The organism is Micromonospora sp. NPDC049171, from assembly GCF_040648275.1.
GTDB lineage: Bacteria > Actinomycetota > Actinomycetes > Mycobacteriales > Micromonosporaceae > Micromonospora.
Map to the genome: position 1 here is coordinate 61,741 of NZ_JBEZDJ010000005.1, position 14,576 is coordinate 76,316.

Here is a 14,576-nt window from a genome sequence, read left to right on the forward strand (position 1 = left end):
CAGTCTCGCACCGGCGCGGGCGCCTTAGGGGCGACGGACCTCGCCGACGCCGAGCACGAAGGCCCGCCAGGCCGTCGGGCCGAAGGCGAGCGCGGGACCGGAGCGGTCCTTGCTGTCCCGGACGGCGACCTGGCCAGCGGCCGTCGCGACCTCCACGCAGTTGCCGTTGCCGCTGCTGCGCGTGCTGGTGCGCCAGTCCAGCCGGGTCAGGTCGTGCGCCGTCATCTGCGGTACCCCTCGTCTGCGTCGGCATGCCGCCGAAGCGGTCACGCAAAGTAACGAGAAGCGTCCTCCAGGCGGATCAACGATGCCGCCGGATCGAGCGCCAGACGGCACAGCTCCTCGTGGAGAAGGCTATACCGGAGCACCTGGTCGACATCCTCCAGCGCCAGTCCCATCGATAGGTTATCCAGGTAAACCACGGATGCGTCGGCGGTGTCGGCGAAGTTGAGGAGCACGTATGGGGTGCTCATCGCGGGATGCCCGCCGGCCGCGAATGGAAGTACCTGAACTATTACGTTGGGTAGCTGCGCGATGCGACTCATGTGGACCAACTGGTCGGCCATCACCGCGGTGCCGCCCACCGGGCGCAGCAGCACCGCCTCGTTCAGTACCACCGACAGGTGGACCGGGTCGTCGCGGCGCAGCACCTCCTGTCGGCGCAGTCGGGCGGCGACCTTGCGCTCCAGGCCGTCCTCGCCGGCGGTGCGCCGGAAGATCTCCCGGGCGTACGCTTCGGTCTGCAGCAGCCCGGGCACCGACTCGGCCTCGTACGTGCGCAGCGCCGCGGCCTCGGCTTCCAACCCGACGTAGAACTCGAACCACTCGGGCAGCACGTCGCTGTAGCTCTGCCACCAGCCGCGCTGCTGGGCCCCTCGGGCGATCTCGATCAGCGCCTCGGCGTCCGATCCGGTCACCTGGTAGAGCGCGAGCGCCGCCCGGACGTCGCGTGGCTTGATGCCGATCTGCGCGGTCTCGATCCGGGAGAGGTTGCTCTTGGACATGTCGAGCTGACGGGCGGCCACATCGAGGGTCATGCCCGCGCGTTCCCGTAGCTGGCGGAGCTCCCGGGCGATGCGTCGACGGCGCACGGTCGGGCTGGCGGTGGGCCCGGTGGTGGGGGTGGCGGTCACCGTCCGAGTCTGCCACGACAAGATCCGCAGGTCGCCCCAGCACGCAGTGCAACTTTCAAATCTGGGAGTTGCGTTGCAGTAGCTGTCGGTGCATCCTTGCCCGGTCGCGATCACTTGTGGACACACCTGTGCGGGAGGGCCGTTGCTCATCGCCGACGAGTTCTTTCTGATCGCACACAACGACAGTCGTGGCAAGGCCAAACTGCATCCGGCGGCGACCGGCCTCGGACTGGCCGGCGGGCTGCTCGGCGAGCTGCTCATCTACGGACACATCCACGTCGCGGCCGGACGGGTCACCGTCATCGACAGGCGTCCGCCGGCCGACGCCCTCGCGCACACCGTGCTCGACCAGCTCATCGGCGAGTCCCAACACCAGGAACTGCGTACCTGGCTCAGCTTCCTGGCGCAGACCGCGACGGCCTCGGTGGGGGAGCGGCTGGCCCGCGCCGGGGTGCTGCGCCGCCAGGAGAGCCGCCGGCTGCTGCGCACCTCGGTCACCTACCTGCCGATCGACCTGAACGCGGTGGCCTGGCCGGCCACCCGGCTGCGGGCCCTGCTGGACCGGCCGGACCCGCCGAGCGTGCCGGACGCGCTGTTGCTGGGCCTGGTCGTGGCCGCCGGGCTGACCCGCGAGGTGCTGTGGAGCGCCGGCCCCCGCGCGCACCACCGGCTGAACGTCCTCATCCCCGCGTTGCCGGCACCCCTGAAGGAACTCGTCGGACACACCGAAGCGGCCGTCGGCGCCGCCGTGCTGCGCGGTCTCCCCTGACCCCCCGGTAACCCCTACCCTCCCCTCGACAACCGGAGTAGTCGTATGCCCCCGACATCGACAGTCGACCGACCCAGCAACGTCTCCGAGGCCCTGGCCCGAGGCCGCCTCGGCATCCCCTCGGTGATCTTCTTCGTGCTCTCCGCCGCCGCGCCGCTGACCGTGGTGGCCGGCGTCGTCACCACCGGCTACGGCGTCATCGGGGTGACCGGCATCCCGCTGGCCTTCCTGCTGGTGGCCGCGGTGCTCGCCCTGTTCTCGGTGGGCTACGTGGCGATGTCGCGGCGGGTGGAGAACGCCGGGGCCTTCTACGCCTACATCTCCCGCGGACTGGGCCGACCGGCCGGCGTCGGCGCCGCCTGGGTCGCGCTCGTCGCGTACAACGCGTTGCAGGTCGGCCTGTACGGCACCATCGGTGTGGCGGCCGAGCCGGTGCTCGACCGGATCTTCGGCGGGCACCCGCACTGGGCCGTCGTGGCCCTGGTGGCGTGGGCGTTGGTCGGCCTGCTCGGCATGCTCCGGGTGGACATCAACGGGATGGTCCTGGCCGCGCTGCTGGTCGCCGAGATCGTCGTGATCCTCGTCTTCGACCTGGGACAGCTCGGCAACCCGGCCGGCGACCAGGTCAGCTTCGCCACGTTCTCGCCGGACAACCTCTTCGTGCCGGGCGTCGGAGCGGTGCTGGTGCTGGCCATCCTCGGCTTCGTCGGCTTCGAGTCCGCAGTGGTCTTCAGCGAGGAGAGCAAGGACCCGAAGCGGACGGTGCCGCTCGCGACGTACCTCTCGGTGGTGATCATCGCCGGGCTCTACGCGCTGTCGTCGTGGACCATGACGGTCGCCGTCGGGCCGGACCAGATCGTCGCCGAGGCCGGCGAGCAGAGCGTCGGACTGATCTTCAACCTGGCCGCCGCGCACCTCGGCGACACCGCAGTCACCATCGGGCAGGTGCTCTTCCTGACCTCGGTGCTCGCCGCGATGATCTCGTTCCACAACACCACGGCCCGCTACGCCTTCGCGCTCGGTCGGGAGCGGGTGCTGCCGGCGGTGTTCGGGCAGACCTCGCCCCGCAGCGGGGCGCCCCGGGCCGCCTCGCTGGCGCAGAGCGTCCTCGGTCTCGCGGTCATCCTGCTGTACGCGGTCAACGGCTGGGACCCGGTGGTCCAGCTGTTCTTCTGGGGCGGCACCACCGGTGGGTTCGGCGTCCTGCTGTTGATCGCCACCACCTCGGTGGCGGTGATCGTCTACTTCGCCCGCTCCGGCGGCGGCGAGAACCTCTGGCGGCGGGCCATCGCGCCCGGCCTGGCCACCATCGCGCTCTTCGTGATCATCTGGCTGGCCGTGTCGAACTTCGCCAACCTGCTCGGCGTCGCGCCGGACTCCACCCTGCGCTGGGCACTGCCCGCCGTCTACCCGGTGGCGGCGCTCCTGGGCGTCGGCTGGGCGCTGGTGTTGCGCGGCAACCGACCGGACACGTACGCCCGCATCGGCCTCGGCGCGGCGAGCGCCGCCGTCAAGCCGGAGACGCCGGCCACGGTGGGGGTGACCCGATGAGCGTGACCATCGAGCGACTCGGGCCGGAGGAGACCACCCTCGTGGCCAACCGGATCGCCGAGGCGTTCACCGCCCTGAGGGTGACGTACTGGCTGGTGCCCGACGCGAGCAAGCGGGAGGCCGTGCTGGCCGGGGACTTCGAGATCCTGGTCGGCCACGCGATGCGGCACGGCATGGTCCACGCCACCGCGGACCGGGCCTCGGTCGCGGTGTGGTTTCCGTCGGTCGGCGAGCCCGCTCCGCCGCCGGAGGACTACGACGCCCGACTGGCCGCCGCCTGCGGCGAGTGGACCGACCGGTTCCAGCATCTCGACGAGTTGTTCGCGGCGAACCACCCGCACCCGGACCACCACCACCTGGCCTTCCTGGCGACCCAGCCGGGCCGGCAGGGGCAGGGGCTGGGCAGCGCGCTGATGCGGCATCACCACGCCTGGCTGGACGCCAACGGGATGCCGGCGTACGTCGAGGCGAGCAGCCCGCGCAGCCGGGACCTGTACGCGAAGCACGGCTACCTGGCCGGCGAGCCGTTCCGGGTGCCCGACGGCACACCGTTCTGGCCGATGTGGCGGCAGCCGGCCGACGGCTGACCCCACCACCGACGTGCGGAAGGGACCTCCGCACGTGTCACGCGAGCGTGACAACGGGGGTACGACAGAGGGCCGGGTCCGTCGACCCGGCCCTCTGTCGTGACTGGCTCAGTAGGTGCCGTCGAGCTGCCCGCGCAGCTTGGTCAGCGCCCGGGTCAACAGCCGCGAGACGTGCATCTGCGAGACACCGATCTGGTCGGCGATCTGCGACTGGGTCAGGTTGCCGTAGAAGCGCAGCGTCAGGATCTTCTGCTCGCGCTCGTCGAGGGTGGCCAGCGCCGGGCCGAGGGCGACCCGCAGCTCCGCCAACTCGAACTCGTTGTCCTCACCGCCGAGCATGTCGCCCAGCTCGGTGGCGCGCTCGCCGTCACCGGTCGGGGTGGACAGCGACACCGCGTTGTAGGCGCGGGCGCCCTCCAGACCCTCCAGCACCTCTTCCTCGGTGAGCTTGAGGTGGGCGGCGATGTCGGCGACGGTCGGCGAGCGGCCGAGGGTCTGCAGGAGCGAGCTGTTGGCGTCGGAGATGGCCAGCCGCAGCTCCTGGAGCCGGCGGGGCACCCGGATGTCCCAGGTGCGGTCCCGGAAGTGCCGCTTGAGCTCGCCGATGATGGTGGGGATCGCGTACCCGGCGAAGTCGACACCGCGGGACGGGTCGAACTTGTCGATGGCCTTGATCAGGCCGACCGCGGCGGTCTGGGCCAGGTCGTCGGTCGGCTCGCCGCGCCCGCTGTAGCGGTGGGCCAGGTGGTTGGCCAGCGGCAGCCAGGCCTCGATCGCCCGGTCCCGCAGGGCGGCCCGCGACGGGTGGTTGGCGGGCAGCGCGGCCATGGCGTTGAGCAGATCGGCGGCGCTGTCGGTGAGAGCGCGCGGGTCGAGCTTGGTGGTGGCCTTGGCAGTGGTGCTCGGCTGCTCGGTGATCGTTGGCGCGGTCATGGGTGGTCCTCCCTGCACCTCGTCCGCGGACAAAAAGGTGTGGCACTTTGGTTTAGCTTTCAATGGGCCGTTCGGGACTCACCTTAACCTGATCGTCTCCCGGAAATCTAGCCGAAAGGCTGATGTACTTAAGGCGTGTCGAGGTGCGAAAGGTGCAAATAGGGCGCAGGTTGGCAGGTGTGTGATCACCCTTACCCGTTTCCGGACGGCATTCGGCATCGACCAGCACCCGGACTCGTCCGGTCAGCCCCTCCGGCTCCACCGATGGGTCAATACGAAATCCGACATGTGGACAGGAGTGTCGACTATCCGTCGTTGTCCCGCTGGTGGGACCGGCCGTAGCGTCGCTGTACACACCCGGTTCGGAGGCACCGTGCTCGATCCCGCCGCTCCCCAGCTCGTCGTGAACAGCCGCACGCTCTACTTCAGCTGGGTTCCGGCCGACCCGGACGCGGTCGCCGCACTGGTCCCGCCCGGCCTGTGCCCCCGCCCCGACCACCAGGTGTTCCTCAACCAGTACGTCGTCGAGGACGAGACGCAGACCTCCGGCTTCGGCGCGTACTCACTCACCTACCTCGGCGTCTCGCTGCTCGGCGTCGACGCGCCCGGCGGCCTCAACCCGGGCGGCTGGTGGACCACCTACGTGGCCTCCAGTGGGCGGGTCCGTGACTACGCCGCCGCTCGCGGTGCCCCGGTGTGCACCGGCCGGACCCGGATCGAGGTGAGTGGCGAGGCGCTGCTCTCCGAGACGGAGATCGACGGGACGACGCTGATCCGGGCCCGGTGCCGAGTGGGGGAGACCGGCCACGCGATCAGCAGCGGGCACCACCGCTACTTCACCCGCCGCGACGGGCAACTGCTCAGCTCGGTCTACCCGTTCGTCGCCGAGCCGGTCGCCCCGTTCGAGGTCGAGTGGGTGGAGTTCCCGCAACCCGAGCATCCGCTGTACGCGCTCCGCCCGGCCAACCCGCTGACCATCGGCTTCGGCTACTACTCGCCGCGCTCCTCGTTCGCCTACCCGGGTGGGCTGAGCGTGCACCCGGTCGCCGCCCCGGCGGAGTCGCCCCGGCCGGCTCACCAGGTGCCGGCCAGCCTCGCCCGCAGCGGCCTGCCGTCCGGGTCGTAGACCAGCCGGTACACCGGCAACGCCCAGGCACGGGTGTACCACGGCAGCCGCTCGGGGCGGTGCGGGCGCAGCCGGCCGGGCGGTCGCTCGCCCACCTGGCCGTCGTCGTACCACTGCTGGAGCGCGTCGGCGGCGGCCGTGACGGCCGCGACGGCGTCCGCCGGGTCGAGCAGGTCGGCGTCGTCCGCGCCGTCCGGGTCCCGGTCCAGGTGCTCGCGCCACAGACGAAGTCGTAGGTCCCGGGCGAAGACGCGCGCACCGTCGCCCTGGCCGGCCGGGTCGGTGGGCTCCCGCTGGTCGCGGGTGTCGTCGAGCACCGCGCAGGACAACTCGCTGTCGTGCGTCCAGGACCGGCGGTTGAAGTTGTCACTGCCCACGCTGGCCCAGACGTCGTCGACCACGCACACCTTCGCGTGCACGTAGACCGGGTTGCCGGTGTGGTTCTCCACGTCGAACACGTGCACCCGGTCCGGTGCGGCCCGCTCGCACAGCGACAGCGCCTGCTCGCGGCCGACCATGTTCGGTGGCAGCGCCAACCTGCCGTCCACGTCCGGGTGCCGGGGCACCACGGCGATCAGGTGCAGCTCCGGGTTGTCGCGCAGCGCGTGCGCGAACAGGTCCGCCACCTCGGACGACCACAGGTACTGGTCCTCCAGGTAGATGAGTCGGCGGGCGCGGCGTACCGCCTTGGTGTAACCGCGGGCCACGGTCCGCTCGCCGTCGGGTGCGAACGAGTAACGCGGGCGGACGGCGGGGTAGGTGCGTAGCACCTGGATCTGGTGCGGACCACACTCGGGCGGGTCGGCGGGCTGCTCGGGCAGCGGGTCCGGCCGCAGGTCCGCGCCGCGCAACCGGTCCCGCAGGTAGGCCATCGGGTTCTCCGAGTCCAGCGGCATCGGGTCGGTCCAGCGTTCCCGGAACAGCGTGTCCAACGCGCCGACCACCGGACCGCGCACCGCGAGTTGCACGTCGTGCCAGGGTGGGTTGGGCCCGTACCGCTGTGACATCTGCACCGGCTGCGGGTCGCCGTGGTGCGCGGCGTCGTCGCGCCGGCTGTGGCACAGGTCGATCCCCCCGGCGAACGCGACGTCCCGCTCGGGTGCGCCCGGGTGTCGCAGCACCACCAGCTTCTGGTGGTGCGAGCCGCCGCGCCGGACCCGCTGGTCGAGCAGCACCTCGCCGCCGGCCGCGGAGATCGTCTCGCTGAGGTCGCGATTCTCCGCCTCGCTGTAGGCCAGCACGTCGAGGTGCGAGCGCCAGATCAGGCCCTTGACCACCACGCCGCGCTGGGCGGCCTGGGCGAAGAGCTGGGCCACGGTCGGGCCGTCGGGGCGCAGCCGCTGGTCCGGATCACCCCGCCAGTCGGTGAAGAACAGGTGGTCACCGGCCTGAAGCGCCTGCACCTCGTCGACCAGCCGGTCGAAGTACGCGGCACCGTGAATCAACGGCTCGGCCAGGTTTCCCGTGGTCCAGACGGGTAACCCAGACACCGGGTTGGCGCGTTCCTGCGCGGTGAGGAACCAGTCCTGCGACGGCAACGTCCAGCCCCCCTGGAGGTCGGCAACGTCCTCACGGTAGGACCCCGGACGAGGGTCCGCACGCCAGCCCGGCAGACCGGTGACCTGGCCAACGCCATCGAAGCGACACGACAACAGCCGAGGAGGCCACACCATGCCCCGCGACACGACGAATCCCGTGACCGAGTACCGCGAGCCGGCGGTGGAGAGCGAACGGGGTGCGCTGGTAGCGGTGTTGGTGATGGTGATTCTTGGTGTCGCCGGGATTTTTGCGGTCTCCTGAGGCGGCGCCGGCGCGCCCGTGGTGAACCGGGGGCGCCGGCGCCGAACTCAGTGCCGACGAAGGGTCAGGGCCGGGTGCCCTGGCCGCCGGTGTGCGGCAGCCGCTCGGTGGGGATCACGCCGAGCCGGCCGGCCTTGAAGTCGTCGAACGCCTGGAGCAGCTCGTCGCGGGTGTTCATCACGAACGGGCCGTACTGTGCCACCGGCTCCCGGATCGGCTCTCCACCCATGATGTAGAGGTCCAGCGCCGGGGTGTTGCTGGCCTGCGCGGTGTCCGCGGCGAAGCGCAACGCGTCGCCCGAACCGTGCACCGCGAGCTGGCCGGTGCGGACCGGCCGCCGCTCGGTGCCGACCGTGCCGCGACCGCCGAGCACGTACACCAGGGCGTTGAAGTCGGGCTGCCAGGGCAGGTCGACCTGCGCCCCCGGCTGCACCGTGACGTGGGTGATGGTGATCGGCGTGAAGGTCGACCCCGGGCCGCGGTGCCCGGCGACCTCGCCGGCGATGACCCGGATCAGCGCGCCGCCGTCGGGCGTGCTGAGCAGGGCCGACTCCCGACCCCGGATGTCCTGGTAGCGGGGCGGGTTCATCTTGGCCGAGCGCGGGAGGTTGACCCAGAGCTGGGTGCCGTGGAAGAGGCCACCGCTCACCACCAGGTGCTCCGGCGGCGCCTCGATGTGCAGCAGGCCGCTGCCCGCCGTCATCCACTGCGTGTCGCCGTCGGTGATGGTGCCGCCGCCGCCGTTCGAGTCCTGGTGGTCGAAGACGCCGTCGATGATGTACGTGACGGTCTCGAAGCCGCGGTGCGGGTGCCACGGGGTGCCCTTCGGCTCGCCCGGCGCGTAGTCGACCTCGCCCATCTGGTCGAGGTGGATGAACGGGTCCAGGTCGGTGGTCGACACCCCGGCGAAGGCGCGACGGACCGGGAAGCCCTCGCCCTCGAAGCCGCTGGGCGCGGTGGTCACCGTGCGGACCTTGCGGAATGCGGTGCTCTCGCCGAGGTGGGGCAGGCGCGGCAGGACAACGACGTTGTCGACGGTGATCGCGGGCATCGGGGGCTCCTTAGCGGGTGGCGTGGGTGGACGAGGCGGTCCGGGCCGCTCGCAGGCGGCGGCCGAGCCGGTCGAAGACCCGGGTGAGGCAGGCGACCTCGTCGTCGTCGAGGTCGTCCATGAGGTGGGCTCGTACCGACGCCAGGTGGTGCGGTGCGGCTTCGGACAGGGCGAGCAGCCCGGCGGCGGTGAGCACCGCCTCGCTGCCGCGCCGGTCGTCCGGGCAGGGCTCCTTGCTGACCAGGCCGCGGCGCTGCATGGAGGAGACCTGGTACGTCAGTCGGCTGGGCGAGAAGATGAGCCGGTTGGCCAGCTCGCCCATCCGTAACCGTTGCCCCGGTGCCTCGGAGAGCAGGACCAGCACGTGGTAGTCGGCGAAGCTGAGCTCGCTGTCGGCGCGCAGGTCCTCTTCCAACTGGGTGTAGAGACGCTGACTGGCCTCGATGTAGGCGCGCCAGGCGGCCTCTCGGGTGCGGTCCAGGCTCTCGGTCATGTCCACGACGATAGCACTACTTCAAAATTTAACTACCGGTGTTGAGCGTTGCCTGAGTCACGTTTTCGGCCGTCGAGCGGCCAGCTTCTGCAACTTTGAAGGAAGTGGCCGTGAAATCAGCGGTGCGACGGCGGTGCGGTGTGCCAGACTCCGGCCTCGTGAAACACGTGGAGCTCACCACCGCCGACCTGCTGCTGCGTCCCTGGCGAGACGAGGACGCTCCGGCGGTGCGCGACGCCCTGCTCGATCCGGCCATCGCCCAGTGGAACCCGCAGGGTGGCGGCCCGATCGACGACGCGACCGCGCTGCTCTGGGTCCGCCGCCGGGCCGACTGGTCCGCCGGTGACCACGTCTCCATGGCGGTGGCCTCGGCGGCCGACGGGAAGCTGCTGGGTTCGGTGTCGCTGCACCACATCCACCACGGCGACGCGTCCATCGGTTACTGGACGGCGCCGGCGGCCCGTGGGCGTCAGGTGGCGGTGCGGGCCGTCGTCCGGCTCACCGACTGGGCGTTCACCGACCTGCGGCTGCACCGGGTGGAACTGTGCCACGCCGTGGCCAACCCGGCCTCCTGCCGGGTCGCCGACCGGGCCGGCTACCGCGCCGAGGGGACGCTGCGCGAGTCGTACCGGTACGGCGACGGCCGCCGCTACGACGAGCACCTGCACGCCCGCCTGTCGACCGACAGTTAGGGCCTGGCCGGGGTCCGAACACGCTTCGGCCCCGGCCGCCCGCGAACCGTCACTCGGTGACCTTGCGGAGGAGCGCCGCGAGGGCGGTCTCGATGCGCTCGATCCGCTCCGGCAGGGGCAGCGGCTCGGGCGCGGGAGGCCCGGCGTGCTTCTTGCCCCGCAGATAGAGCGAGCAGGCGAGGTCGGAGCACAGGTACGTGCCCACGGAGTCACCCTGCCGTCCGCTTGGACCGGCCTTGGGGGCGGTCATCAACGAGACGCCGCCGCCGAGGTGCGTGGTCAGGCAGAACGAACACATGCTGTGCCGCACGCGCCCCGTCTGGTGCGCCGCGGCCCGCAGCACCACCCCGGCCAGTTTGCCGTCGGTCTCGGCGACCAGGTAGGCCCGCTGCGGCGCGGAGGGGTCCCGCCAGCCGAGGAAGTCGAGGTCGTCCCAGGGACGCATCGCAAGATCATTGGGTACGGTCAGCCGCTTCGCCTCGCCTCGGCTGCAATTGACGAAGGAGGCGCGGATGACGGATTCGGTCAGGGCTAGCATAGGGAGTAGCCTAGCTCGCCTAGGCAAACGAATAAGGAAGCTAGGTTTGGGGTGTGGTGGATGGCACGTGCAGGAGTGACAGTCGAACGCCTGACGCTGGCCGCGGCCGAGCTGGCCGACGAGGTGGGCATGCAGAACGTCACAGTCGCCGCGCTCGCGCGCCAGTTCGGGGTGAAGGACGCGAGCCTGTACTTCCACCTCAGAAACGCGCAGGACCTGCGGGTCCGGGTCGCCCTGCTGGCCCTGGCCGAACTGGCCGACCGGGTCGGCGCCGCGCTCGCCGGCCGGGCCGGCAAGGAGGCGCTGGTGGCCTTCGCCAACGCGTACCGCGACTACGCGCGCGAGCACCCGGGCCGCTACGCCGCCATGCAGATCGACCTGGACCCGGAGACCGCCGCCACCAGCGCCGGCGTCCGACACGCCGAGATGACCCGGGCCATCCTGCGCGGCTACCGGCTCTCCGAGCCCGACCAGACCGACGCGGTGCGGATGATGCACAGCACGTTCCACGGGTTCGTGAGCCTGGAACGGACCGGCGGCTTCCGGCACACCCCGCGCCCCACCGACGACTCGTGGTCGCGCACCCTGGACGCCCTCGACGCCGTCCTCACCAACTGGCCGTCGCGCTGACGGCCGAGCGGGCCTGCGTCCACCCACCCGGCCGGCGCTGAGGGTGTGCTCGGATCAGGGCGCCGCCGGCGCGGTGACGTTCACCAGCCAGTCGGTTCCGAACCTGTCGGTGCACCTGCCGTAGAGCGCGCCCCACGGCGATCTGGCGAATGGCACCGTGACCGTCCCTCGCTCGGACAGTCGCTCCCAGTAGGTGACGAGTTCCGCCTCGTCGCCGCCGAGGGTGATCGACGACCTGCCCCTGACCGCGTCGTCGCCCGGCGTCCGATCGGAGGCCATCAGCACGACCCCAGTCGTCCCCCTGAGCGTCGCGTGGGCGATCAGCTCGTCCTGCGCCGTACCCGTCGACCCCTGGAGATCGCCGAAGGTGGTGATCTCCAGGTTGCCCCCGAACACCGACTGGTAGAACCACATCGCCTGGCGAGTGTTGCCGGTGAAGCTGAGGTACGGGCTGACCCGGGCGGTCACCGTCCCACCTCGGCGGTGAGCGGGCGGCGCTGGGCGCTGCGCTGCCGGAGCAGGACGAATCCGAGGCCCGCCACGAACCAGGTCGCGAGGATGCCGAGGGGCGCCAGGGTGTGTGCGCCGTCGAAGTAGCCGAAGTTGTTGACCGCTCGTACCGCCGCGCCCGGTGGGAGCTTCCCCGAGATCGCCTGTGCCCACTCCGGCAACAGATCGACCCCGATCGTCGCTCCGCTCGTCGCGTTGCCGATGGTCGTGAGGGTGAGGACGGCCAGGGCGATACCCGCCGGGCCGAGCCAGGCCCCCAGCGCCTTGGTCGTAAAGGCGCTGGCGGCGGACAGCAGGATGAGCGAGAGGGCGAGCAGCGGGAATGGTGCGGTGAGTGATCCGTACACCGGACCCGCGACGGTCGCCGCGATCACACCGATCAGGACGGCGAATCCGCCCATCGCGTAGAGGCGGTGCCGCAGCCGCACCTTCGCGGTGGCTGCGGTGAGCCCCTGCGCGAGGACGAACGACGCGAGGGTGACGCCGAACACCACGTAGAACGCGGACAGCCCTCGGCTGTCGTAGGCCGCCAGCGGCACGATGTCGTTTTCCTGGACGGTGGCCCCCGTCTTCGCGGCGAGACCGGCGGCGAGCTGACGCGCGGCGCCGCTCTCGCTGAACCCGCTCGCGCCGGCATAGTCGAGTGTCAGCGTGGTGGGGGAGGTTTCGCCGAGGACGGCGACGGCGTCGCCGTGGCGCACCATGGCCTCGCCGTCCGCGACGCTCGCGACCTCGGTGACGGCCACCGCGTTACCAAATCCGGCCTGTGCGGTGTGCGCCAGCCGCGCGCTGGCCACGGCGATCGGCAGCTGGCTCGGCTGAGGGCTGCGTTGCAGTCCGACATAGACCGCGATGAACGCCGTGCCGATGATCAGCCCGGTGATCACGAGCGTTGTCCAGGCTCGGCGCTGGGTGACGACGGGCGACGCTCCGTCGGTACGTGGATCGGATGGCGACGTCATGGGTGCTTCCTCGGGTAGTGTGGTTTGAATGTCCAACCAAACGAACCGTAGCACTGACGGTTTGAAAACCAAACCAGAGCGGGACACTCTCGCTGTGGCGCTCGACGCAGTCAACGACAGGTGGTCGCTGCATATCGTGCGAGCGCTCGCGTTCGGCGCCTCGCGCTACACCGAGATCCTTCGCGCCGTCGGCGCGCCCAGGGACGTTCTGGCCGCCCGACTGCGAAAACTGGGCGAATCCGGCATCCTTCAGGCCCGTGCCACCGAGACCGGCAAGGTCGCGGGTTATGAACTCACCCAGAAGGGCAAGGACCTCGGGCAGGTCATCCTCGTGCTCAAGCGCTGGGGTGACACCTACAGCGAGGGCGACGTGCCCAGGGTCGACTTCATCCACGAGCTCTGCGGCCAGGTCTTCGTCGCCGAGGTGCGCTGTCAGGCGTGTGGCAAGCCCGTCCGGTCCGGAGAGCTGTCATTCGATCAGGAGTCCCCGGCATGCTGAGCGACCTGGAGTTGGCCGACTGGCGGGAACGGGTGGCCCGGCTGTACCTGTCCGACGTCGACCTGACCGGGTTCCGTGCCGGCCGCGACGAACTCTTCGCCACCCACCCGCAGAGCCCGATCCCGCCGGCCGAGCGGGCCGACTTCACCGGGGTGCGCTACTTCCCGGCCAACCCGGATGCCGTGGTCGAGGCGCCGCTCCGGCCGGCCAGTGGTGAGCTGCGCATCGACACCGGCGGTCCGGACGGGGTGGTGGCGTACCGGCGGGTGGCGGTGGCCGAGACGCCGTGGGGGTCGCTGACCCTGTGGTGGATCGAGGCGTACGGGGGTGGGTTGTTCGTGCCGGTTCGCGACGGCACCAGCGGTCGGGAGACGTACGGGGGAGGCCGGTACCTCACCGACACGGTGAAGGGCACCTTCGGCCGGGGCGTCGAGCTGCTGCCCGGCGACCGGGTCCGGTTGGACGGCAACTACCTCTACAACGCGAGCTGCGCGTACGACGACCGTTGGGCGTGCCCCCTGGCGCCGCCGGAGAACCGGGTCGAGGTCGACATCCGTGCCGGCGAGCTGACGTACCACGACTGAACGGCCGCCCGCCCCGAGTGCTGCCGGGACGGACGGCCGGTCGATCGGCGCTCAGCGGGCGTTGGTGGCGGGGCCGGGCAGCTGCATCCGACCCATCAGCTGCCGCGCCTGGTCGGCGAGCTGCGCGTCCACCGTCACCGCGTACTGGCCGGCGCGCAGTGAGCTGGCCGAGGTGAAGTCCCGCTGCCCGCCCGTCATGGCGTGCGCGACCGCGCCGAACACGGCACCCCAGATCGCACCGATGACCAGCCCGACCAGGATCACCGCCAGCCAGTTGCCGACGGTGAAGATGCCGAACAGCAGGCCGATGAAGAGCCCGAACCAGGCGCCGGTACCGGCGCCGAGCAGCCCGGCTCGACCCGTGGTCATCCGCCCGAGCACCGTCTCCACCAGGGTGAGGTTGGTGCCGACGATGGCGGTGTGCTCCACCGGGAAGCGATTGTCGGCCAGATAGTCGACGACCCGCTGTGCCGCCGGATAGTCCGGGTACGAACCGATCGTCACGGTCGGCGAACCGGTCTGCGGCCCGTGGCCGTCACCGCCCGCCGTCGACAGGCGGCCGGCCGGCCCGGATGGAAGCAGGTCGCCATCCTGTGTGCCGGGCCGCCACGCGGCGGTCGGCCCCGAAGCTGACGTCATGAGCATCCTCCCTCGTCAGCTCCCCGGCTTCCCCTCCAGGCCGACCGGTAACGCGGTGTCCGCCGGGCGTCGGAGGGGA

At 71.0% G+C, this 14,576-nt stretch carries 19 protein-coding genes; 9 read left to right on the top strand and 10 right to left on the bottom strand.

All coding sequences use genetic code 11. The annotated features are described in order from the left end of the window. Positions 1 to 24 precede the first annotated feature (24 nt). Both AB0B14_RS08095 and AB0B14_RS08100 read right to left on the bottom strand, forming a co-directional pair. Entirely contained in the window at positions 25 to 225 is a 201-nt protein-coding gene (locus AB0B14_RS08095) for a DUF397 domain-containing protein (RefSeq protein WP_357068995.1), read from the bottom strand. 41 nt (positions 226 to 266) lie between these two features. Beyond that, on the bottom strand, positions 267 to 1,091 hold the full coding sequence (locus AB0B14_RS08100) for a helix-turn-helix transcriptional regulator (RefSeq protein WP_357069434.1): 825 nt from the start codon (positions 1,089 to 1,091) through the stop codon (positions 267 to 269). 184 nt (positions 1,092 to 1,275) lie between these two features. Here AB0B14_RS08100 and AB0B14_RS08105 point away from each other — a divergent pair, with 184 nt between their 5' ends. Genes AB0B14_RS08105 through AB0B14_RS08115 form a run of 3 tightly spaced genes read left to right on the top strand, consistent with a single transcriptional unit; the run spans position 1,276 to position 4,040 of the window. Further along, positions 1,276 to 1,902 carry a GPP34 family phosphoprotein gene (locus tag AB0B14_RS08105; RefSeq protein ID WP_357068997.1) on the top strand — a complete coding sequence of 209 codons (627 nt, stop codon included), beginning with the start codon at positions 1,276 to 1,278 and terminating at the stop codon, positions 1,900 to 1,902. 45 nt (positions 1,903 to 1,947) lie between these two features. Then, the gene (locus tag AB0B14_RS08110) at positions 1,948 to 3,453 is read left to right on the top strand and encodes an APC family permease (RefSeq protein WP_357068999.1); all 1,506 of its coding nucleotides are present in this window, start codon (positions 1,948 to 1,950) and stop codon (positions 3,451 to 3,453) included. Beyond that, positions 3,450 to 4,040 carry a GNAT family N-acetyltransferase gene (locus AB0B14_RS08115; protein WP_357069001.1) on the top strand — a complete coding sequence of 197 codons (591 nt, stop codon included), beginning with the start codon at positions 3,450 to 3,452 and terminating at the stop codon, positions 4,038 to 4,040. The genes AB0B14_RS08110 and AB0B14_RS08115 overlap by 4 nt, the downstream gene beginning before the upstream one ends. 108 nt (positions 4,041 to 4,148) lie before the next feature. On the opposite strand, the gene AB0B14_RS08120 is transcribed toward AB0B14_RS08115, so the two are convergent. Further along, a complete protein-coding gene (locus AB0B14_RS08120) occupies positions 4,149 to 4,973 on the bottom strand; it encodes a SigB/SigF/SigG family RNA polymerase sigma factor (RefSeq protein ID WP_357069003.1) in 825 nt (274 codons plus the stop codon). 373 nt (positions 4,974 to 5,346) lie between these two features. Here AB0B14_RS08120 and AB0B14_RS08125 point away from each other — a divergent pair, with 373 nt between their 5' ends. Continuing rightward, positions 5,347 to 6,099, top strand: coding sequence for a hypothetical protein (locus AB0B14_RS08125; RefSeq protein ID WP_357521964.1), 753 nt, complete (start codon positions 5,347 to 5,349; stop codon positions 6,097 to 6,099). On the opposite strand, the gene AB0B14_RS08130 is transcribed toward AB0B14_RS08125, so the two are convergent. Then, the gene (locus AB0B14_RS08130; protein ID WP_357521966.1) at positions 6,048 to 7,637 is read right to left on the bottom strand and encodes a phospholipase D-like domain-containing protein; all 1,590 of its coding nucleotides are present in this window, start codon (positions 7,635 to 7,637) and stop codon (positions 6,048 to 6,050) included. The genes AB0B14_RS08125 and AB0B14_RS08130 overlap by 52 nt on opposite strands. Before the next feature lie 133 nt (positions 7,638 to 7,770). Here AB0B14_RS08130 and AB0B14_RS08135 point away from each other — a divergent pair, with 133 nt between their 5' ends. Next, positions 7,771 to 7,899 carry a hypothetical protein gene (locus tag AB0B14_RS08135; protein ID WP_255508778.1) on the top strand — a complete coding sequence of 43 codons (129 nt, stop codon included), beginning with the start codon at positions 7,771 to 7,773 and terminating at the stop codon, positions 7,897 to 7,899. A 64-nt stretch (positions 7,900 to 7,963) separates the two neighbouring features. On the opposite strand, the gene AB0B14_RS08140 is transcribed toward AB0B14_RS08135, so the two are convergent. Both AB0B14_RS08140 and AB0B14_RS08145 read right to left on the bottom strand, forming a co-directional pair. Further along, positions 7,964 to 8,950 (bottom strand): pirin family protein, encoded by a 987-nt coding sequence (locus AB0B14_RS08140; protein WP_357521968.1) that lies wholly within the window; start codon positions 8,948 to 8,950, stop codon positions 7,964 to 7,966. Between the two features lie 10 nt (positions 8,951 to 8,960). After that, positions 8,961 to 9,443: a MarR family transcriptional regulator gene (locus AB0B14_RS08145; protein WP_357069011.1), complete on the bottom strand. Its 483-nt coding sequence runs from the start codon at positions 9,441 to 9,443 to the stop codon at positions 8,961 to 8,963. Between the two features lie 158 nt (positions 9,444 to 9,601). Between AB0B14_RS08145 and AB0B14_RS08150 the strand changes: the two genes are divergently transcribed. Continuing rightward, positions 9,602 to 10,135, top strand: coding sequence for a GNAT family protein (locus tag AB0B14_RS08150; RefSeq protein ID WP_357521970.1), 534 nt, complete (start codon positions 9,602 to 9,604; stop codon positions 10,133 to 10,135). A gap of 49 nt (positions 10,136 to 10,184) precedes the next feature. Here AB0B14_RS08150 and AB0B14_RS08155 read toward each other — a convergent pair whose 3' ends face one another. Continuing rightward, positions 10,185 to 10,673: an FBP domain-containing protein gene (locus AB0B14_RS08155; RefSeq protein WP_357521972.1), complete on the bottom strand. Its 489-nt coding sequence runs from the start codon at positions 10,671 to 10,673 to the stop codon at positions 10,185 to 10,187. 60 nt (positions 10,674 to 10,733) lie between these two features. On the opposite strand from AB0B14_RS08155, the gene AB0B14_RS08160 reads away from it, so the two are divergent. Next, a complete protein-coding gene (locus AB0B14_RS08160) occupies positions 10,734 to 11,303 on the top strand; it encodes a TetR/AcrR family transcriptional regulator (protein ID WP_357521974.1) in 570 nt (189 codons plus the stop codon). A gap of 54 nt (positions 11,304 to 11,357) precedes the next feature. On the opposite strand, the gene AB0B14_RS08165 is transcribed toward AB0B14_RS08160, so the two are convergent. Together AB0B14_RS08165 and AB0B14_RS08170 are read right to left on the bottom strand one after the other, a co-directional pair. Continuing rightward, positions 11,358 to 11,771: a VOC family protein gene (locus AB0B14_RS08165; RefSeq protein ID WP_357069020.1), complete on the bottom strand. Its 414-nt coding sequence runs from the start codon at positions 11,769 to 11,771 to the stop codon at positions 11,358 to 11,360. Continuing rightward, positions 11,768 to 12,775 (bottom strand): hypothetical protein, encoded by a 1,008-nt coding sequence (locus AB0B14_RS08170; protein ID WP_357069022.1) that lies wholly within the window; start codon positions 12,773 to 12,775, stop codon positions 11,768 to 11,770. The genes AB0B14_RS08165 and AB0B14_RS08170 overlap by 4 nt, the downstream gene beginning before the upstream one ends. A 94-nt stretch (positions 12,776 to 12,869) precedes the next feature. On the opposite strand from AB0B14_RS08170, the gene AB0B14_RS08175 reads away from it, so the two are divergent. Next, complete coding sequence (locus AB0B14_RS08175; protein ID WP_357069024.1) at positions 12,870 to 13,274, top strand: helix-turn-helix domain-containing protein; 405 nt, start codon at positions 12,870 to 12,872, stop codon at positions 13,272 to 13,274. Continuing rightward, positions 13,271 to 13,858: a DUF1684 domain-containing protein gene (locus tag AB0B14_RS08180; protein ID WP_357069436.1), complete on the top strand. Its 588-nt coding sequence runs from the start codon at positions 13,271 to 13,273 to the stop codon at positions 13,856 to 13,858. Before AB0B14_RS08175 ends, AB0B14_RS08180 begins: the two co-directional genes overlap by 4 nt. Positions 13,859 to 13,909: 51 nt before the next feature. Here AB0B14_RS08180 and AB0B14_RS08185 read toward each other — a convergent pair whose 3' ends face one another. Next, positions 13,910 to 14,497 carry a general stress protein gene (locus tag AB0B14_RS08185; protein ID WP_357521976.1) on the bottom strand — a complete coding sequence of 196 codons (588 nt, stop codon included), beginning with the start codon at positions 14,495 to 14,497 and terminating at the stop codon, positions 13,910 to 13,912. Positions 14,498 to 14,576: the final 79 nt, after the last annotated feature.